The sequence below is a fragment of the Streptomyces halobius genome, from assembly GCF_023277745.1.
Classification (GTDB): Bacteria; Actinomycetota; Actinomycetes; order Streptomycetales; family Streptomycetaceae; genus Streptomyces; species Streptomyces halobius.
Window position 1 is genome coordinate 6,410,292 of the sequence record NZ_CP086322.1, and the last position, 17,713, is coordinate 6,428,004.

Here is a 17,713-nt window from a genome sequence, read left to right on the forward strand (position 1 = left end):
AGGAGACCTAGTGTCCGAAACCGCCAAGACGCCGGCAGACTTCTGGTTCGACCCGCTGTGCCCCTGGGCCTGGATGACCTCCCGCTGGATGCTGGAGGTGGAAAAGGTCCGCCCGGTGGAGGTGCGGTGGCACGTCATGAGCCTGGCGGTCCTCAACGAGGACAAACTGGACGAGATCCCCGAGGAGTACCGCGAGGGCATGCTCCCCGGCGGCAAGTCCTGGGCCCCGGTACGGGTGTGCGTCGCCGCCGAGCAGCAGCACGGCAGCGAGGTGCTCGGCCCGCTCTACACCGCGCTCGGCACCCGGCTGCACAACCGGGGCGAGCGCAACACCCGCGAGACGATCGTCGCCGCCCTCGAAGACGCCGGGCTCCCCGTCGGCCTGGTCGACGCGGCCGGCTCCGACGCCTACGACGCCCAGCTGCGCGCCTCCCACAAGCAGGGCATCGATCTGGTCGGCCAGGAGGTCGGCACCCCGGTCATCGCCGTCCCCGGCTCCGACGGCGAGCAGATAGCGTTCTTCGGCCCGGTCGTCACCCCGGCCCCCAAGGGCGAGGAAGCCGCGAAGCTGTGGGACGGCACGCTGATGGTCGCCTCCATCCCGGGGTTCTACGAGATCAAGCGGACGCGGACGAAGGGGCCGCGGTTCGACTGACGCTCATGGGAGCGCCCCCGTACGTATCCGACGCACGGGGGCGCTCCGCCATTCCGCCCGCCCGCGTGAAGGGTGAGAAGACGATCACGAGGCGGGACGCATGGGGCCGCTACGGCCTCACGGCACCAGCAGCAGGTTGTTCGCCCGCTCCTTGGCCGACGTGTACCGCTTTGCCACGTCCTGCCAGTTGACGACCTGCCACATCGCCTCGATGAAGTCCACCTTCTGGTTCTTGTACTGCAGGTAGAACGCGTGCTCCCAGGCGTCGAAGACCAGGATCGGCACCGATCCCTGACCGACGTTGCCCTGGTGGTCATAGATCTGCTCGACGATCAGCCGGCCGCTGACCGGCTCGTACGCCAGCACGCCCCAGCCGGATCCCTGTGTGGTCGCCGCCGCCTTCGTCAGCTGCGCCTTGAACGCGGCGTACGAGCCGAAGCTCTCCGCGATGGCGTCCGCGAGCTCCCCGACCCCGTCGGCGGCCAGCGGCTCACCGCCGCCGTCCTTCGGGCCGGTCATGTTGTGCCAGTAGATGCTGTGCAGGATGTGGCCGGAGAGGTGGAACGCGAGGTTCTTCTCCAGCCCGTTGATGCTGCCCCACTGGTCCTTGTCGCGCGCCTCGGCGAGCTGCTCCAGCGTGTCGTTGGCGCCCTTCACATACGCCGCGTGGTGCTTGTCGTGGTGCAGCTCGATGATCTCGGGGCTGATGACCGGCGCCAGCGCCGAGTAGTCGTAGGGGAGTTCCGGAAGTGTGTAGGTCGCCATGCCGATCCCGCCTCCAAGCTGCGTATTCGCAGTAGTTGCAATCAATGTGCAAGAGCACGCTACCAGCAGGAGTGATCTTTGACCGGTTGTGGGGACCGTCCTGGTCCCAAAGACGTAAGGCGGGGCGGGACCTCGGACCGAGGTCCCGCCCCGCCTTGTGCCGGGGAGGCGTTGCGGTGTGCGCGCCCTGCTTCTCGTGCGGGGTCTCGCGCCCTACTTCTCGGGCGTCTCCGCACCCTTGGGCAGCGCCCGCTGCCGTATCAGCGCGATCGCGGTCAGCACCACCGCGAAGCCGCCGGTGAACAGCAGCTGTATGCGCTGGCTCTCATCACGCAGCATCAGCAGCAGCACCACGACGACACCGGCCAGCGCCACCCACGTCAGGAACGGGAAGGCCCACATCTTCACCACGAGCCGCTCGGGCGCCTCGCGCTCCAGCTGCCGTCGCATCCGCAGCTGGGCCACCGCGATGAAGCCCCACACCACCAGGACGGCCGCGCCGACCATGTTGAGCAGCCACTGGAAGACCGTCGTCGGCCACCAGAAGCTGAAGAGGACCGCGAGAAAGCCGAACGAGGAGCAGAGGATCACCGCGCGGCGCGGCACCCCGCCGCTCACCGTGGCCAGCAGCTTCGGGCCTTGGCCACGGGCCGTCAGCGAGAACGCCATCCGGGACGAACCGTAGATATTGGCGTTCATCGCGGACAGCAGGGCCACCAGGATGACCACGTTCATGATCTGGCCGGCCGCCGGGATGTGCAGATAGTCCAGCACCGCGACGTACGGGCCGTACTCGGCGATCGAGGCGTGGTTCCACGGGATGACGGTGACGATGATCGCCATCGAGCCGACGTAGAAGAGGGCGATCCGCCACATCGCGGTGCGCACCGCGCGGGCGACACCGCGGACCGGGTCCTTGGACTCGGCGGCCGCGATGGTCACCGTCTCCAGCCCGCCGTAGGCGAACACCGAGGCCAGCAGGCCGATCATCAGGCCGTCGACGCCCCGGGGCAGGAAGCCGCCGTCGCCGGTGAGGTGCGTGGTGCCCGGCGCGTCGGTGCCGGGAAGCACACCGAAGATGGCGAGCAGGCCCAGGACCAGGAAGAGGGCGATCGCCGCGACCTTCAGGGCGGCGAACCAGAACTCGAACTCGCCGAAGTTGCTCACCGCCGCCAGGTTCGTACCGGTGAAGATCACCATGAACAGCAGGACCCACATCCAGGGATCGGTGCCCGGGAACCAGCGGGTCATGATGTCCGCGGCGCCGAGCGCTTCGGCGGCGACCGCCACACACAGCAGCGTGGTGAACATCCAGCCGACGGTGAAGCCGGCCCAGGAGCCGATCGAGCGCTCGGCGTGCACGGAGAAGGAGCCGGAGGCCGGATTGGCCGCGGCCATCTCGCCGAGCATCCGCATCACGAGCATGACCAGGGCGCCGGATATCGCGAAGGCCAGCACGATCGAGGGGCCGGCGGCCGCGATGCCCTCGCGGGAGCCGACGAACAGGCCCGCGCCGATCACCCCGCCCAGGGCGATCATCGAGAGATGGCGCTGCTTGAGGCCGTTGGACAGCGAGGAGCCGCGGTCCTGGCCGGCGCCCGGGTCCGCGTCGGTCTGCTCGCGCGCGGGCGCGGCGGACGAGGGTGTCCGATTCATGTCGTACCTGTCCCAGTAGGTGAGGCGGAGCGGGGCGATACTGCGTTCTCCGGGGCTGCGGCCTGCGCGACGGTGGCGGCCTGGCCCATGGACCCCCGCCGGGACAGCGGGGTCACGCAGGGCTGTCGACGGCTCGGTTCCGGGGTCCTCGGTAAAACGCGCTAAGTCTGAGTGCCGGTGTCCGCTCAGGGCAACATCCGTGCAACGAATGTTCGGTATTCAGACGAGATCGTTACTGTCCGTGCCTGACAACGTGTCGATTGCGGCGCGGTGTGCGGCCGATACGGCACGGTGCGAGGTCCGGCTCGGGCGGCGCCGCCGGGTCCGGCGTCAGCTCGGGGGCGCCGCCGGGTTGCCTGCGCGGCGCGCCCGCAGTTCGCGTACGCCCGCGACGGCCAGCACCGCGGCGGTCGCCCCGGCCGACCACAGCAGCTGCGGCCGGGCCGCGTCATCGATCAGCATCAGTACCAGGACGCCGGCCATTCCCAGCAGCGCCGCCCAGGTCAGATACGGGAAGGCCCACATGCGGAGTGTCAACGTCCGCGGCGCCTCGCGTTCGATACGCGGACGCAGCCGCAGTTGGGAGACGGCGATCAGCCCCCAGACGAACAGCAGCACCGCGCCAACGGCGTTGAGCATGTAGAGGAAGACCGAATCCGGCCACTTCAGATTCAGCAGCACGGAGACGAACCCGAAGGCCACCGAGGCCAGTACGGCCCGGCGCGGCACCCCGCCGTCCGACACCTTCAGCAGCGCGCGCGGCGCCTCGCCCCGTTCGGCCAGGGAGAAGACCATCCGTGACGAGCCGTAGAGATTGGCGTTCAGCGCCGAGAGCAGCGCCACGAAGACCACGATGTTCATGATCTGGCCGGCGCCCGGCACCCCGATGCCGTCCAGCACCGCCACATACGGGCTCTCGCCCGGCCGCATCGACGACCACGGCAGCAGCGTCACGATGACCAGCATCGACCCCACGTAGAAGAACAGAATCCGCCACACCGCGCTGCGCACCGCCCGGCCGACCGCGCGCGCCGGATCGTCCGACTCGGCGGCGGCGATGGTCACCACCTCCAGCCCGCCGAAGGCGAACACCACGGCCAGCACCCCGGAGACCACCCCGGCCCAGCCGTTGGGCAGCAGTCCGCCCTGCCCGGTGAGGTTCGTCAGGCCGACCGGATGAGTATCCGGCAGCACCCCGAAGACGGCCAACAGGCTCAGCGCGAGGAACAGCACGATCGCGGCGACCTTGAGCGCCGCGAACCAGAACTCGAACTCGCCGAAGTTCTTCACCGCCGCCAGGTTGGCGACGGTGAAGACGATCATAAAGACCAGCACCCAGCCCCATTGCGGCACCGCGGGCACCCACCCGTTGGCGATCCGCGCCGCTCCGGTCGCCTCCACCGCCAGCACCACCACCAGCAGGAACCAGTACAGCCAGCCGACGCTGAAACCTGCCCAGCGGCCCAGCGCCCGCTCCGCGTGCACCGAGAACGCGCCCGAGGACGGCAGCGCCGCCGACATCTCGCCGAGCATCCGCATGATCAGCATGGCCAGTGCGCCCGCGATCAGATACGACAGCACGATGCCGGGCCCGGCCACCGCGATCCCCGCGCCGGAGCCCACGAACAGGCCCGCCCCGATCACCCCGCCCAGCCCGAGCATCGTCAGATGGCGCTGCTTGAGCCCGGCGGACAGCGGCTCTCGCTCGCCGGCGCCCTCACCGAGAGCGGTCTTCCCGGCGGTGGTCGGTGCGTCGTGCATGGGCTCGTACTCTCGCAAGCTGTTTGGGGGAACCCCACAGGTGTCCTCGGGGCGCCCCCAGTTTCACCGCACCCCGCGCGCTACCACAAAACCCGCGCCATGACGGGGCATCGGCCGTGATGAGCATCACGTGACCTGCGACGACATCCGCCCCACCACCATGGCCCGGCATTCCGGCGGTTGTTCGGAACTCTCCAAGCGGGCCGGTGCGGCTTTGTGACAGCCACACGATGATCGCCGGTGGCCCGCTGGACTAACGTCGACGCGTCCGTCCTGTCCCGGATCCCTCTCACACCTCGCGGAGTCCCGATGAGCACTGCCGTCCGCACCCGCCCCGGCACCTTCCCCCATGCTTCGCACGGGGGGACCCCCATGGGCGCGGTCCTCGCCGATCTGCTGCCGGCCGCCACCGCCTCCCGTGCCCGTGTGCGTGACGCGGCACTGGTGCTCGGCGGCGCCGCGCTCACCGGCATCGCGGCCCAGATCGCCGTCCCGGTCCCCGGCTCCCCGGTCCTGGTCACCGGTCAGACCTTCGCCGCCCTGCTGGTCGGCGCCTCGCTCGGCGCGGGCCGCGGTCTGCTCTCCCTCGCGCTGTACGCCCTTGTCGGCCTGGTGGGCCTGCCGTGGTTCGCGGGCGGCACCTCCGGCGCGGGCGCCACGTTCGGCTACATCGTGGGCATGTTCCTCGCCGCCACCGCCGTGGGCGCGCTGGCCCGCCGGGGCGGTGACCGCGGCGTGCTCCGCACCGCCGCCACGATGGCCGTCGGCACCGCGATCATCTACGCAGTCGGCGTCCCCTACCTCGCCCTGAGCACGGGCATGCCGCTCGGCCAGGCGGTCGCGGTCGGCCTGGTCCCGTTCCTGATCGGCGACGCGTTGAAGGCGGCGCTGGCCATGGGCGCGCTGCCGACGGCCTGGAAGCTCGGCAGCTCTCGCGGCTGAACCTCCCCCACGCTCAAGGCGCGGGGGACCCCATCGCTTTCGCGGAGGTGGTCGCTCGCCGTGGGGGCCTCAATTAATGGCCGAGGTGCTCAATGCCAGGGGGCGGGCCCGCGCTTGAATGGTGCGGGCCCGTCCTCGTCTGCGTGTGGCTGCCCGGATGGACGTCTTCATGCGCTGCCTGGTGGACGTCTTCGTATGCCGCCTGGGAGACGCCTTCGTACGCCGTCTGGTGGACGTCTTCGTATGCCGCCCGGTTGGACACAACCGCCCCACCGGGCCGGGCGGACACAACCGACCCAGCGGACACAACCGACCCATCAGCCCGAGGGGAACAACCGCCCCACCAGCCCGCCTCATTGGGAATGCCGCCCAGGAAAAGCCGCCCGGACAATCCCGCCCGCTCACGGGGAATACCGCCCCGCCCCACCACGTTGTGGCCCTGCAGGGGGCCCACGCGACCCTTAAGGGATTTCCCCCACGGCACAGCCCCCTCCCCCTAAGGGACCCGCTCAACTCCCCCTGAGTCCCGTCCCCCTGACTCCCGCGGCCGCCGTCGCTCCAGCACCAGCCCGACCGCCAGCACCACCACGGCCGCGACCACCGACAGCACCATCTGCTCGCGCCCGTCCGGGTCGTAGAACATATAGCCGATGACGAAGACGATCAGCCCGATCGTCGCGTACGTCAGCCACGGGTACAGCCACATCCGCACCGTCAGCCGCTCCGGCGTCTCCCGTTCGAGCACCCGGCGCATCCGCAGTTGCGAGAAGCAGATGACCAGCCACACGAAAAGTGCCACCGCGCCCGACGAATTCAGCAGGAACTGGAAGACCGTGTCCTTCGACGTATAGCTGAAGATGGTCGCGATAAAGCCGAAGGCGACCGAAGCCCAGATCGCGACCGCCGGCACACCGCCCTTGTTGACCGTCTTGAACGACTTGGGCGCATCGCCGCGCTCACCGAGCGAGAACGCCATCCGCGAGGCCGTGTAAAGCCCGGAATTCAGACACGACAACACCGCGGTCAGCACGACAATGTCCATCACGGTGCCCGCGTACGGAATGTCCAGCGACTCCAGCACCGCCACATACGGACTCTTGAGCACCGCCGGGTCGTTCCACGGAAGCAGCGTCACAATCACCGCGATCGAGCCGATGTAGAAGATCGCGATGCGCCAGATCACGCTGTTCACGGCCTTACGGACGGCCTGCACCGGATTCGGCGACTCGCTCGCCGCCAGCGTGACGATCTCGCTGCCCATGAACGAGAAGACCACCAGCAGCATGCCGGACAGAATCGCGCCGGGACCGTTGGGCAGGAATCCGCCGTGCCCGGTCAGATTCGCCATGCCGACCGCGTGATCACCCGGCGGCAGCCCGAATATCGCCAATGCGCCGACCACGATGAACACCACGATCGCGACGACCTTGATTCCGGCGAACCAGAACTCGAACTCGCCGAACGAGCCCACCGAAATCAAATTGGTGCCGGTCAGCACGATCATCACGATCAGCGCCCAGGCCCACTGCGGGACGGCCGGGACCCAGCCGGTGAGAATCGCGCCGCGGCGGCGGTCGCCTCGACGGCCAGCACCACCGACCAGAAGAACCAGTACAGCCAGCCGATCGTGAAGCCCGCCCAGCGGCCCAGCGCCCGGTCCGCGTACGCGGAGAACGACCCGGAGGCGGGGGAGGCCGCGGCCATCTCGCCCAGCATGCGCATCACCAGCACGACCAGCAGCCCGGTCAGCGCGTACGAGAACAGAACGCCGGGCCCGGCGGCCGCGATGCCGGCCCCGGAGCCCACGAACAGACCGGCGCCGATGACCCCACCGATGGCGATCATCGACAGATGGCGGTTCTTCAGTCCTGCCTGCAGCCCGTCCTGCGACTGCCCCCCGTCGGGTCCGGCACCGGGTTCTCCGGCGGCGGGGGCCGCTTTGGTGGTGGGGTGCGCGCCCATGTGCACCGTCCTTGTGTGGTTCACGGATTGGAACCCCAGCATTAGATCTTCGTCAACCCATGGATTGGAAGGACTGAAGCCAGATCGTTGCATGACACACTGAAAGGTCGCCCGCAACGCATACGTACGCAAGGTCCACTCGCGATTCCGTACGCAAAACCGCAAGCGCACCCGGAGGCGTCCGCCTCGCGCCGCCCGTGCCACACTCATCGCATGCGCGTGTACCTCGGCTCCGACCATGCAGGTTTCGAACTCAAGAACCACCTCGTCGAATGGCTCAAGGCCCATGGCCATGAGCCCGTCGACTGCGGCCCGCACATCTACGACGCACAGGACGACTACCCCCCGTTCTGCCTGCGCGCCGCGGAGCAGACCGCGGCCGACCCGGACAGCCTCGGCATCGTGATCGGCGGCTCCGGCAACGGCGAGCAGATCGCCGCCAACAAGGTCAAGGGCGTGCGGGCCGCGCTGGCCTGGAGCGAGGAGACCGCCAGGCTCGGCCGCGAGCACAACAACGCGAACGTCATCTCGGTCGGCGGCCGGATGCACACCCAGGACGAGGCGACGAAGTTCATCGAGGTCTTCCTCAGTACCCCCTACTCGGGCGAGGAACGCCACACCCGCCGTATCGACATGCTCTCGGCGTACGAGACCAACGGCGAACTCCCGCCCATCCCGGCCCACCACCCGCAGGGCTGACCGCCGCACACCGCCGTCGCCCGCCCGCCCCGGCCACCGGGACGGGCGGGCGCGCCCACTGGAGAGCACCGATGCCCGAGGGCCACACCATCCACCGCTCGGCAGCGGACTACGCCGACCGCTTCCTCGGGCGGAGCATCCGGGCGACCAGCCCGCAAGGCAAGTTCTCCGACGGCGCGGCCCTCGTCGACAACCAGGTGCTGGCGAGCACGGACGCCCACGGCAAGCACCTCTTCCTCGGCTTCGGTCCGGACGGGGCGGACCGCTGGGTCCACATCCACCTCGGCCTCTTCGGCAAACTCGGCTTCGGCGGCGCCCCCGCACCACCGCCCACCGACACGGTGCGCCTGCGTATCGCCGGCCCGTCCGGATACGCCGACCTCCGCGGGCCGACCACCTGCGCCCTGATCACCGACGCCGAGAAGCAGGCGATACACGACCGGCTCGGCCCCGACCCGCTGCGCCCCGCGGACGACGACGAGCGCGCCTGGCGGCGGATCGCCCGCAGCCGTACCACCATCGCGGCGCTGCTGATGGACCAGAAGGTCATCGCGGGCGTCGGCAACGTCTACCGCGCCGAGGTCCTCTTCCGGCACGGCATCGACCCGTACCTCCCCGGCCGCGACCTCACCCGCGCCGAATGGGACGCCATCTGGGCCGACTTGGTGTTCCTGATGCGCGAGGGCGTCCGGCACAATCGGATCGACACCGTCCGCCCCGAGCACATGCCCGAGGCCATGGGCCGCCCGCCGCGGGTCGACGACCACGGCGGCGAGGTGTATGTGTACCGCCGCGCCAACGGGCACTGCCATATCTGTGGCGGCGAGATCCGCACCGCCGGTCTCGCCGCCCGCAATCTCTTCTGGTGCCCGACCTGCCAGCCGGCGAGGGGCGCCGGCCGGGGCTGACCGGCCGGGCGCCCACCGTCAGCAGAATCAGAGACCATCCGACATGCCCCATTCATCCGACTCGCCGTACGTCCCCCGGGCTCGGTGCACGTCCGGCCCACCCCGGCCCCGCCGTACGCCCAACTCCCCGTACCACATGCCCCATTCGGTACCGTGCGGCACCGATGAAGCAGCAGTAATTCTGACGTCCCACGCCACTCCCGGCCGGATGATCTCCGGCAGCGCGACCGCATGTCGAACGCGATTTCCCGGCAATTCAATGGAGCGACGTGCGGCGAATCGACGCACCGCCGAACGGGTGGATAGGGTCCCAGAGCAATGGCAAGCGGCCCGGGAACGGAACCTCTGACGGCACGGATGCACAAAGGTCTGCACCGGGCCCGCATCGGCGTGCGCAAAGCCGGCGTCGACTACTTCCGCGGTGACGGCTCCGACTGGCCGGCGCTGGTGGCACTGCTCATCGCCATCGCCACCATCGCCACCGGCACCCTGTGGCACTCCGACTGGTTCGCCCCGACCGCCCTGGTCCTCCCGGTGATCGCCGGTGGACTGCTGCTGCGCCCCGCCAACCTCCTGGTGCTGTACGGGGCTTCCGCCTGTGCGCTGATCGTCGAGGCCGCGCTGTTCGGGCCGTACGACGAAGGACCGGACCGGATCACACCCGGCACGGTCCTGGTCGTCGCCGCGGTCGGGCTGTTCGGGCTGCTGATCGCGCAGTTCCGCAGCCGGGTCGGGGTCCCCTGGCGGCGGGGCGGCACCATGCTCTTCGACCTGCGCGAGCGGATCCGGGTACAGAGCAAACTGCCCAAACTGCCGCAGGGCTGGCACAGCGAGATGGCGCTGCGCCCGGCCGGCGGCCAGTCCTTCTCCGGCGACTTCGTCGTGGCCTCCCGCACCCAGGGCGGCAACATCCTCGAAGTCGTCCTGACCGATGTCTCCGGCAAGGGCATGGACGCGGCCTCCCGCGCCCTGCTGCTGTCCGGCGCGTTCGGCGGACTGCTCGGCTCGTTGCCGCCGCACGGCTTTCTCCCCGCCGCCAACGGCTATCTGCTGCGCCAGGATTGGCAAGAGGGGTTCGCGACCTCCATCCATCTCGTCCTCGACCTGGAATCCGGCGACTACGAACTCCTCTCCGCGGGCCATGTGCCGGCCCTCCAGCTCAGCGCGGGCACCGGCCGTTGGGAGGAGAAGACGGGGGAGGGCCCGCTCCTCGGGGTCTACGACGGGGCCCAGTTCGACTCGGTGAAGGGGACGCTGCGGCCGGGTGACGTCCTGATGATGTTCACCGACGGCCTGGTCGAGTCCGCCGACCGCGATCTCGCGGAGGGCATGGACCGGCTGACCGGCGAGGCGGAACGCTATGTCCACGGCGGTTTCGCGGGCGCCGCCTGGCATCTGATCGAGGCGGTCGCCAAGGACGTCAACGACGACCGGGCGCTGCTGTTGATCTGCCGGGACGGGTAGCCGCGCAGCGCCGTACGGGAATTCACCCGGATGAGTGAAAGCCGGCCTCGCCGCCCCGCACCGCGGCCGCCTCGGCATGACATCACGCCACGCCACCACGGCGTCACGCCACCACGACGTCATACAGTCGTGACGTCACGCCACCATGACGTCACGCCGTCACCCGCCGGCACGCTCCCGTGTCCGTGCCGTGTCCGCCGGGTCCTTCCGGAACGCCCAGTCCATCGTCGGCTCCATCGCGAAGCGGAACACCTTACGGACCGGCGGTGTGCACAGGGCCGTCACGATGACCGCCGCGATCAGCGTGACCGCGATCTCACCGAGCGGCGTGTGCAGCCATGCGTTGTCGTCGAACCAGCCCCAGAACCGTGATCCCTTGGCCAGGAAGCCGTGCAGCAGATAGCCGTAGAGCGTCCCCGCGCCCAGCGCGGTGCACCACATCCGCCGCCTGGGCACCCAGGAGAGGAAGCACGCCACCATCACGAGCGAGCAGCCCAAGAGGGCCGGCGTCATCACCAGACCGATCCACCAGGTGGTGCCCAACTCCTGTGCGCTGTCCCGGTGGTAGAACCACGCCGAGCTCATCCGGGGCGCCGCCCAGTACGCCGTCACCAGCGCGGCGGCGAAGATCGGCAGCGACGCGATCCGCACCGCACGCCGCTGCACCAGCCTGAAGTGCTCCGGCCGCAGTACCAGCCCCAGCACGAAGAACGGCAGGAACTGCAGCACCCGTTGGAGGTCCAGATCGTCTCCGATGTCCGGTGATACGGACGCCAGCACGGCGATGCACAGCGCGAGCGGAAGCGGCCACCGCACGATCTTCCACAGCGGGGTGGTCAGCCGCCAGACGAACAGGGCCACCAGGAACCAGGTCAGATACCACGGATCGAGCAGGCTGATCGGGTGCCCGGGATCGTCGTCCGCCCAGCGCTTGAAGAAGGCGTACGCCGTCTCGAAGAGGATGTACGGGACCGCGACGCCGGTGACCAGCCGCTGCAGCCGGTCCTTCCGCATGTCGAAACTGCGGGAGAAATAGCCGGAGATGACGATGAACGCCGGCATGTGGAAGGTGTAGACGAGCATGTAGAGCGCTTCGGCGGCGCGACTGCCCCCGGTCAGCGGCTCCCAGGCGTGCCCCATCGCCACCAGGACGATGGCCAGGTATTTCGCGTTGTCGAAGAACGCGTCCCGGCCGGGCCTCGGCGCGGCGGCCGACGCCTCCTCCGGCCCGGCCGACTGCTCGGCGGCGCGCGCCGTCCGGTCGGCACCCGCTGCCTCCTTGGCGGGCGGAAGCTCTCGTCGAGGTGTCGGCGCAGGGGGAAACATCTGACGCACCATAGCGGGGCGCGGCGAATGCGTAAAACCGTTGCCACAACATTCTCTATTTCGCCAGATGCCGCCGCTCATACCGGGCACATAAAGGCCGCGAAGAATGGAAAGAGTTTCCCGCGCGAACCCCCTCGGTCCCGCGCCGCGGGACCGAGGGACGCCACTCAGCTGCCCGGCTTTGTGCTCGTAAGTCCCCTTGAGTCAGGCGGTATCCCCCGCGGACGGCTCGGCAGGAATGTCCATTTCCTTAATGTTATGTCCGTATGGATCCGGTGGGGCCTCAACAGCCTCCGAATGCGTGACGCACGCCATGGAAAAGGAATTCACCGGTACGCGGACCGGCTGCACGGATACGCGATCCCTATCGCCCGCCGCCCCGGAGATAAATGATCAGGCCGGAATATTGGTGTGACGTCGGTCTCGGAATTCCCCCGGCCGAGCGCCCGGCCCGCTCCCGCTCGCCGCCTCCCGCCCGGTCACACGGCCGCCGGCGGCGGAAACCGGGCAAAGCGTTGGCCGATGATTCGTCACCCGCCTGCAGCGGGAAGAAGGTTGGTGGCACGATGGGGCCACGGGGGTGTGAGCGGCATGCCCCCAGGGGCCGGTGAGGCGTTCCGACCGAGGGTGTGATCAGTTGTGGCTCTATCGCTGTCCGTGGTGCTGCTGTTGGGGATCGTGCTGGTCGTACTGATCCGCGGAAACTCGATCAAGCCGGGCCCGGCGATCGTCGCGGTCCTCTTCGGCTTCTTCCTCGCGTCCACGGGCATGGCGCCGTCGATCCAACGGTTCTTCAACTCCGTGGCGGACACGATCAATCACATCAGCTTCTAGGCGCCGACCCCGCGGGCCGTCCCGCCCCCGGTCCGCCCCAGTGCGTCCCGGACGGCCCCCTCGCTCCGGCCCACCAGCGCCGATCCGTCGTCCGCGGTGATGATCGGCCGCTGGATCAGCCGGGGATGCGCCGCCAGCGCCGCGATCCACCGCTCGCGTCCGGCCTCCGTGCGCTCCCACGCCCCGAGCCCCAGCTCCTTCGCCTCGGCCTCCTGGGTCCGGGTGATCTCCCATGGCTCCAGGCCCAGCCGCTCCAGGACGTCGCGCAGCTCGTCCGCCGTCGGCGGCTCCTCCAGGTACCTGCGCACGGTGTACGCCGCGCCCTCCTCGTCGAGGATCCGCACGGCGGAACGGCACTTGGAACACGCGGGATTGAGCCAGATCTCCATGCCGCCACCTTATTGACCCGCACCACGGGTGCGAAGGGCCGGCGCGCGGTCCTCCCGGGGCGCCCGGCGTATGTCGCATGTCACCGGGGCCGGCGCCAGACTGGAAGCGGCGGCCCTGCCGGGCTCCGGCAGCGGCCGGGCCATGGAGGAGTCATGACGGCAACGGCGTGGGTCGACACTCCGGTCGCGATCGAGGGGGAGAGCGTGGACGTACGCGTCCAGGAGATCGGGGGCGGCATGTCCGCCGCCTTCGTGCGGCTCGCCAAGGGCACGGACCTGGCGCCGGCCTTCAAGGGCCTCCCGGACGGCCGGTGTCCGTGCCCCCACTGGGGATATCTGTTCAAGGGGCGGCTCAGGATGCGGACCGCGAGCGGCGAGGAGGTCTACCAGCCGAGGCAGGCGTTCTACTGGCCGCCCGGTCATGCCCCGGAAGCGCTGGAGGACTGCGAGTATCTGCACTTCTCACCGACGACGGAGTGCGACGCGGTGATCGAGCACCTCAAGTCACAGCTCGCGTGACGTACGGACAGCACGGCGCGCGACAGCGACAGCAAGAGGGATCGCGGCGAGGAAACAGCCGCCACACCAACGAGAAAGCAGTCACCACAACAACAAGGGCCGGGTCGAGGAAGTCCGGAAACCTCCTCTGACCTGGCCCTTTGCCATACGGAGCGGGCGACGGGAATCGAACCCGCGTAGCCAGTTTGGAAGACTGGGGCTCTACCATTGAGCTACGCCCGCGAGCGCCGCAGGTCGCAGGACCTCGGCACGCAGTGCATCCTAGCGGGTCGCGGCCGTGCGCCGCACACCGCATCCCCCGCGGCACCCCCCTCGGAACGGTGTCCCGGACAACTGGCAGCCGTACTGCCTGCGGCCATGTACCCTACGTGTCGCACCGACGGGGTGTGGCGCAGCTTGGTAGCGCGTCCGCTTTGGGAGCGGAAGGTCGTCGGTTCGAATCCGGCCACCCCGACCAGCGTTTTCACGCCAGAGGCACAGTCCCGCCGTGAGCCACGGCAGCCGGGCCGCTGACTGTTCAAGATCGCGTTGTGGGCGTCATCCTCCTTGCGGTTACTATGCAAGCTGCGTGCCCGTATGTCTCTGTATAGCGGGTGCGGTCGGCCGGGCCCGCATCGCCGGGTGCCGGAAGATCTCAGGCAAAACCCCAGAAGTCAGCCCCAAGGAGACCGAACCGTGAAGAGCGCCGTGGAGACCCTGAACCCGACCCGGGTTCGGCTCACTGTCGAGGTGCCCTTCGAGGAGCTCAAGGCCAGCCTCGACGCGGCGTACAAGAAGATCAACCAGCAGGTCACGGTGAAGGGCTTCCGTCGGGGCAAGATCCCGGCCCGCGTCATCGACCAGCGGTTCGGCCGTGGTGCCGTGCTGGAGGAGGCCGTCAACGACGCGCTCCCGAAGTTCTACACCGAAGCGGTCAACGAGGGTGAGCTGAACGTCCTCGGCCAGCCCGACGTCGACATCACCGAGCTGAAGGACGGCGAGCTGCTGGCCTTCACCGCCGAGGTCGACATCCGTCCCACTCTGGAGATCCCGGACTACTCCGGCATCGAGGTCGAGGTCGACGCCGTCGAGGTGTCGGACGAGGACATCGACAAGTCCGTCGAGCAGCTCCGCGAGCGCTTCGCCTCGACCAGCCCGGTCGAGCGCGCCGCCCAGGACGGCGACGTCGTGACGATCGACCTGGAGGCCAAGGTCGACGGCAAGGTGCTGGAGGACGGCGTCGCCCACGGCGTCTCCTACACCATCGGCTCCGGTGAGCTGCTGGAAGGCATCGACGACGCCGTGAAGGGCCTGGAGGCCGGCGGCAGCGCCTCCTTCACCTCCGAGCTCAAGGGCGGCTCCGCCGAGGGCGAGGAGGCCGAGGTCACCGTCAAGGTCTCCGAGGTCAAGGCCCGTGAACTGCCCGCGCTGGACGACGACTTCGCACAGCTGGCGAGCGAGTTCGACACGCTTGAGGAGCTCCGCGCCGACAGCGCCAAGCGCCTCGCCCAGATGAAGAAGTACGACCAGGCCACCCAGGCCCAGGAGAAGGTCCTGGACGCGCTCCTGGAGCTCGTCGAGGTGCCGATCCCCGAGAAGCTGCTCGCGGACGAGGTCGAGACCCGCAAGCACAACCTGGTGAACCACCAGCTCGGCCAGATGGGCCTCGACCTCGCGAAGTACCTGGAGATCCAGGGCAAGACCGAGGAAGAGTTCGACGCCGAGACCAAGGCGCAGGCGGAGAAGGGCATCAAGACCCAGTTCATCCTGGACGAGCTGGTCAACAAGGAGAAGCTGAACGTCAGCCAGGAGGAGCTCACCGAGCACCTCATGCGCCGCGCGCAGTCCTCCGGCATGTCTCCCGACCAGTTCGCCCAGGCCGTCGTCGAGGGCGGTCAGGTGCCGATGCTCGTCGGCGAGGTCGCCCGCGGCAAGGCGCTCGCGGTGGTCGTCGAGGCCGCCACGGTCAAGGACACCAACGGCGAGGCCGTCGACCTCGACGAGGAGGACGAGACCGTCGAGGCCGTCGCCGAGGAGGGCGTCGCCACCGCCGAGGGCGCCGACGAGACCCCGGCCGAGGAGAAGCCCGAGGCCTGAGCCTCCGCGGCCGCACCCGTTTCCTACCGTACGGGCCCGAACACGCACGCCCGCGTGTTCGGGCCCGTATGTCATACCGGACCGGTGAGCCTGCGCTCACAGCGAACAGTTCTCAATGCGGGATGGCGTTGTCCGACCTGCGCGTTAGGGTCCGTAGATACGAGGGCAGGGGAGTCCCTGAAACCGCGCCGGCGCACCACCGGGCGCAGGTCCCCGCGCCCCAGAAGACGACGCTGAGACGGCCGCCCCGGCCGTCCGACAACGAGCAGGTGGACACGTGACGATCCCGATGCCTTCCGCCGCCACTGAGCCGACCATCGGTGGCCTCGGCGACCAGGTCTACAACCGGCTGCTCGGCGAGCGGATCATCTTCCTCGGCCAGCAGGTCGACGACGACATCGCCAACAAGATCACCGCGCAGCTGCTTCTCCTCGCCGCGGACCCGGACAAGGACATCTACCTCTACATCAACTCCCCGGGCGGCTCGATCTCGGCCGGCTTGGCGATCTACGACACGATGCAGTACATCAAGAACGACATCGTGACCATCGCCATGGGCCTCGCCGCCTCGATGGGGCAGTTCCTGCTGAGCGCGGGCACCCCGGGCAAGCGCTTCGCGCTGCCGAACGCGGAGATCCTGATCCACCAGCCCTCCGCTGGTCTGGCCGGCTCCGCGTCGGACATCAAGATTCACGCCGAGCGGCTGCTGCACACCAAGAAGCGGATGGCGGAGCTCACCGCCTTCCACACCGGTCAGACCGTCGAGCGGATCATCCACGACTCCGACCGTGACCGCTGGTTCTCCGCCGATGAGGCCAAGGAGTACGGCCTCATCGATGACGTGATGGCCGCCGCCGCAGGCGTTCCGGGCGGGGGCGGCACCGGGGCCTGAGCCCGGTACCACTCGCCCCACAGCCACCCCAGCCCACTTGATCGCCACCAGGACGGTGAACACCACGATGAACAACTTCCCCGGCAGCGGCCCGTACGAGCGCACCAGGTCCGAGTACACGGGCCCCACGGCCGAGTCGCGTTACATCGTTCCGCGCTTCGTCGAGCGCACCTCACAGGGCGTGCGCGAGTACGACCCGTATGCGAAGCTCTTCGAGGAGCGCGTGATCTTCCTCGGCGTGCAGATCGACGACGCCTCGGCCAATGACGTCATGGCCCAGCTGCTGTGCCTGGAGTCGATGGACCCGGACCGCGACATCTCGGTCTACATCAACAGCCCCGGCGGCTCCTTCACCGCCCTGACGGCCATCTACGACACGATGCAGTTCGTCAAGCCCGACATCCAGACGGTGTGCATGGGCCAGGCGGCCTCCGCCGCGGCCGTGCTGCTCGCCGCCGGCACCCCGGGCAAGCGGATGGCGCTGCCCAACGCCCGTGTGCTGATCCACCAGCCGTACAGCGAGACCGGCCGCGGCCAGGTCTCCGACCTGGAGATCGCCGCCAACGAGATCCTGCGGATGCGCTCCCAGCTGGAGGACCTGCTGGCCAAGCACTCCTCCACGTCGGTCGACAAGATCCGCGAGGACATCGAGCGCGACAAGATCCTCACCGCCGAGGAGGCCCTGGCGTACGGCCTCATCGACCAGATCGTCTCCACCCGGAAGTCGTCCGTCTCCATCGGATAGCGGATTCGCCCGAACAGCGATCTTCGCGAAGTGAGCCGGAGCGTCGCTCCCTTGGATCGGCCGGACCGGCCGATGAACGACTGAACCGAGTCGGTCCAAGGGGGGCCCGTACGGGGGGCC

At 69.0% G+C, this 17,713-nt stretch carries 15 protein-coding genes, 2 tRNA genes and 1 pseudogene; 11 read left to right on the forward strand and 7 right to left on the reverse strand.

What is annotated here, in order from left to right:
• Positions 1–10 precede the first annotated feature (10 nt).
• Positions 11–655: a mycothiol-dependent nitroreductase Rv2466c family protein gene (locus K9S39_RS29040; protein WP_248866302.1), complete on the forward strand. Its 645-nt coding sequence runs from the start codon at positions 11–13 to the stop codon at positions 653–655.
• Positions 656–772: 117 nt separating this feature from the next.
• On the opposite strand, the gene K9S39_RS29045 is transcribed toward K9S39_RS29040, so the two are convergent.
• The 3 genes from K9S39_RS29045 to K9S39_RS29055 form a co-directional block, all read right to left on the reverse strand.
• The gene (locus K9S39_RS29045; RefSeq protein ID WP_248866303.1) at positions 773–1,420 is read right to left on the reverse strand and encodes a superoxide dismutase; all 648 of its coding nucleotides are present in this window, start codon (positions 1,418–1,420) and stop codon (positions 773–775) included.
• 213 nt (positions 1,421–1,633) lie between these two features.
• Positions 1,634–3,076, reverse strand: a complete 1,443-nt coding sequence (locus tag K9S39_RS29050) for an amino acid permease (RefSeq protein ID WP_248866304.1) — start codon at positions 3,074–3,076, stop codon at positions 1,634–1,636.
• A gap of 330 nt (positions 3,077–3,406) precedes the next feature.
• Positions 3,407–4,837 carry an amino acid permease gene (locus K9S39_RS29055; RefSeq protein ID WP_248866305.1) on the reverse strand — a complete coding sequence of 477 codons (1,431 nt, stop codon included), beginning with the start codon at positions 4,835–4,837 and terminating at the stop codon, positions 3,407–3,409.
• Positions 4,838–5,146: 309 nt separating this feature from the next.
• Between K9S39_RS29055 and K9S39_RS29060 the strand changes: the two genes are divergently transcribed.
• A complete protein-coding gene (locus K9S39_RS29060; protein WP_406708034.1) occupies positions 5,147–5,779 on the forward strand; it encodes a biotin transporter BioY in 633 nt (210 codons plus the stop codon).
• Positions 5,780–6,275: 496 nt separating this feature from the next.
• Here K9S39_RS29060 and K9S39_RS29065 read toward each other — a convergent pair.
• A pseudogene (locus K9S39_RS29065) lies at positions 6,276–7,741 on the reverse strand (amino acid permease).
• A gap of 213 nt (positions 7,742–7,954) precedes the next feature.
• Between K9S39_RS29065 and K9S39_RS29070 the strand changes: the two are divergent.
• From K9S39_RS29070 to K9S39_RS29080, 3 genes are all read left to right on the forward strand, one after another.
• On the forward strand, positions 7,955–8,440 hold the full coding sequence (locus K9S39_RS29070; protein WP_248866306.1) for a ribose-5-phosphate isomerase: 486 nt from the start codon (positions 7,955–7,957) through the stop codon (positions 8,438–8,440).
• Between the two features lie 71 nt (positions 8,441–8,511).
• Positions 8,512–9,348, forward strand: coding sequence for an Fpg/Nei family DNA glycosylase (locus tag K9S39_RS29075; RefSeq protein WP_248866307.1), 837 nt, complete (start codon positions 8,512–8,514; stop codon positions 9,346–9,348).
• Between the two features lie 357 nt (positions 9,349–9,705).
• Entirely contained in the window at positions 9,706–10,812 is a 1,107-nt protein-coding gene (locus K9S39_RS29080) for a PP2C family protein-serine/threonine phosphatase (protein WP_248866308.1), read from the forward strand.
• Positions 10,813–10,971: 159 nt separating this feature from the next.
• Here the strand turns inward: K9S39_RS29080 and K9S39_RS29085 are convergent, their stop codons facing one another.
• On the reverse strand, positions 10,972–12,138 hold the full coding sequence (locus tag K9S39_RS29085) for an acyltransferase family protein (RefSeq protein ID WP_248866309.1): 1,167 nt from the start codon (positions 12,136–12,138) through the stop codon (positions 10,972–10,974).
• Positions 12,139–12,777: 639 nt separating this feature from the next.
• Here K9S39_RS29085 and K9S39_RS29090 point away from each other — a divergent pair.
• Positions 12,778–12,972 (forward strand): hypothetical protein, encoded by a 195-nt coding sequence (locus K9S39_RS29090; RefSeq protein WP_248866310.1) that lies wholly within the window; start codon positions 12,778–12,780, stop codon positions 12,970–12,972.
• Here the strand turns inward: K9S39_RS29090 and K9S39_RS29095 are convergent.
• A complete protein-coding gene (locus K9S39_RS29095) occupies positions 12,969–13,361 on the reverse strand; it encodes an arsenate reductase family protein (protein ID WP_248866311.1) in 393 nt (130 codons plus the stop codon). The two genes, K9S39_RS29090 and K9S39_RS29095, sit on opposite strands and share 4 nt — an antisense overlap.
• A gap of 153 nt (positions 13,362–13,514) precedes the next feature.
• On the opposite strand from K9S39_RS29095, the gene K9S39_RS29100 reads away from it, so the two are divergent.
• On the forward strand, positions 13,515–13,880 hold the full coding sequence (locus K9S39_RS29100; RefSeq protein WP_248866312.1) for a cupin domain-containing protein: 366 nt from the start codon (positions 13,515–13,517) through the stop codon (positions 13,878–13,880).
• 151 nt (positions 13,881–14,031) lie between these two features.
• Here the strand turns inward: K9S39_RS29100 and K9S39_RS29105 are convergent.
• Positions 14,032–14,102, reverse strand: a tRNA-Gly gene (locus K9S39_RS29105).
• Between the two features lie 158 nt (positions 14,103–14,260).
• On the opposite strand from K9S39_RS29105, the gene K9S39_RS29110 reads away from it, so the two are divergent.
• From K9S39_RS29110 to K9S39_RS29125, 4 genes are all read left to right on the forward strand, one after another.
• Positions 14,261–14,337 (forward strand) — tRNA-Pro (locus K9S39_RS29110).
• 218 nt (positions 14,338–14,555) lie between these two features.
• A complete protein-coding gene (gene tig, locus K9S39_RS29115; protein ID WP_248866313.1) occupies positions 14,556–15,956 on the forward strand; it encodes a trigger factor in 1,401 nt (466 codons plus the stop codon).
• Between the two features lie 289 nt (positions 15,957–16,245).
• Positions 16,246–16,848, forward strand: coding sequence for an ATP-dependent Clp protease proteolytic subunit (locus K9S39_RS29120; RefSeq protein ID WP_248869015.1), 603 nt, complete (start codon positions 16,246–16,248; stop codon positions 16,846–16,848).
• A 67-nt stretch (positions 16,849–16,915) separates the two neighbouring features.
• Positions 16,916–17,593 carry an ATP-dependent Clp protease proteolytic subunit gene (locus tag K9S39_RS29125; protein WP_248869016.1) on the forward strand — a complete coding sequence of 226 codons (678 nt, stop codon included), beginning with the start codon at positions 16,916–16,918 and terminating at the stop codon, positions 17,591–17,593.
• Positions 17,594–17,713 lie beyond the last annotated feature (120 nt).

Coding starts and splice junctions, on each gene's coding strand:
- K9S39_RS29120 (WP_248869015.1), top strand. CDS start 16,246: ATGCCTTCCGCCGCCACTGAGCCGACCATCGGTGGCCTCGGCGACCAG.
- K9S39_RS29045 (WP_248866303.1), bottom strand. CDS start 1,420: ATGGCGACCTACACACTTCCGGAACTCCCCTACGACTACTCGGCGCTG.
- K9S39_RS29100 (WP_248866312.1), top strand. CDS start 13,515: ATGACGGCAACGGCGTGGGTCGACACTCCGGTCGCGATCGAGGGGGAG.
- K9S39_RS29070 (WP_248866306.1), top strand. CDS start 7,955: ATGCGCGTGTACCTCGGCTCCGACCATGCAGGTTTCGAACTCAAGAAC.
- K9S39_RS29095 (WP_248866311.1), bottom strand. CDS start 13,361: ATGGAGATCTGGCTCAATCCCGCGTGTTCCAAGTGCCGTTCCGCCGTG.
- K9S39_RS29125 (WP_248869016.1), top strand. CDS start 16,916: ATGAACAACTTCCCCGGCAGCGGCCCGTACGAGCGCACCAGGTCCGAG.
- K9S39_RS29080 (WP_248866308.1), top strand. CDS start 9,706: ATGCACAAAGGTCTGCACCGGGCCCGCATCGGCGTGCGCAAAGCCGGC.
- K9S39_RS29050 (WP_248866304.1), bottom strand. CDS start 3,076: ATGAATCGGACACCCTCGTCCGCCGCGCCCGCGCGCGAGCAGACCGAC.
- K9S39_RS29060 (WP_406708034.1), top strand. CDS start 5,147: ATGAGCACTGCCGTCCGCACCCGCCCCGGCACCTTCCCCCATGCTTCG.
- K9S39_RS29075 (WP_248866307.1), top strand. CDS start 8,512: ATGCCCGAGGGCCACACCATCCACCGCTCGGCAGCGGACTACGCCGAC.
- K9S39_RS29055 (WP_248866305.1), bottom strand. CDS start 4,837: ATGCACGACGCACCGACCACCGCCGGGAAGACCGCTCTCGGTGAGGGC.
- K9S39_RS29085 (WP_248866309.1), bottom strand. CDS start 12,138: ATGTTTCCCCCTGCGCCGACACCTCGACGAGAGCTTCCGCCCGCCAAG.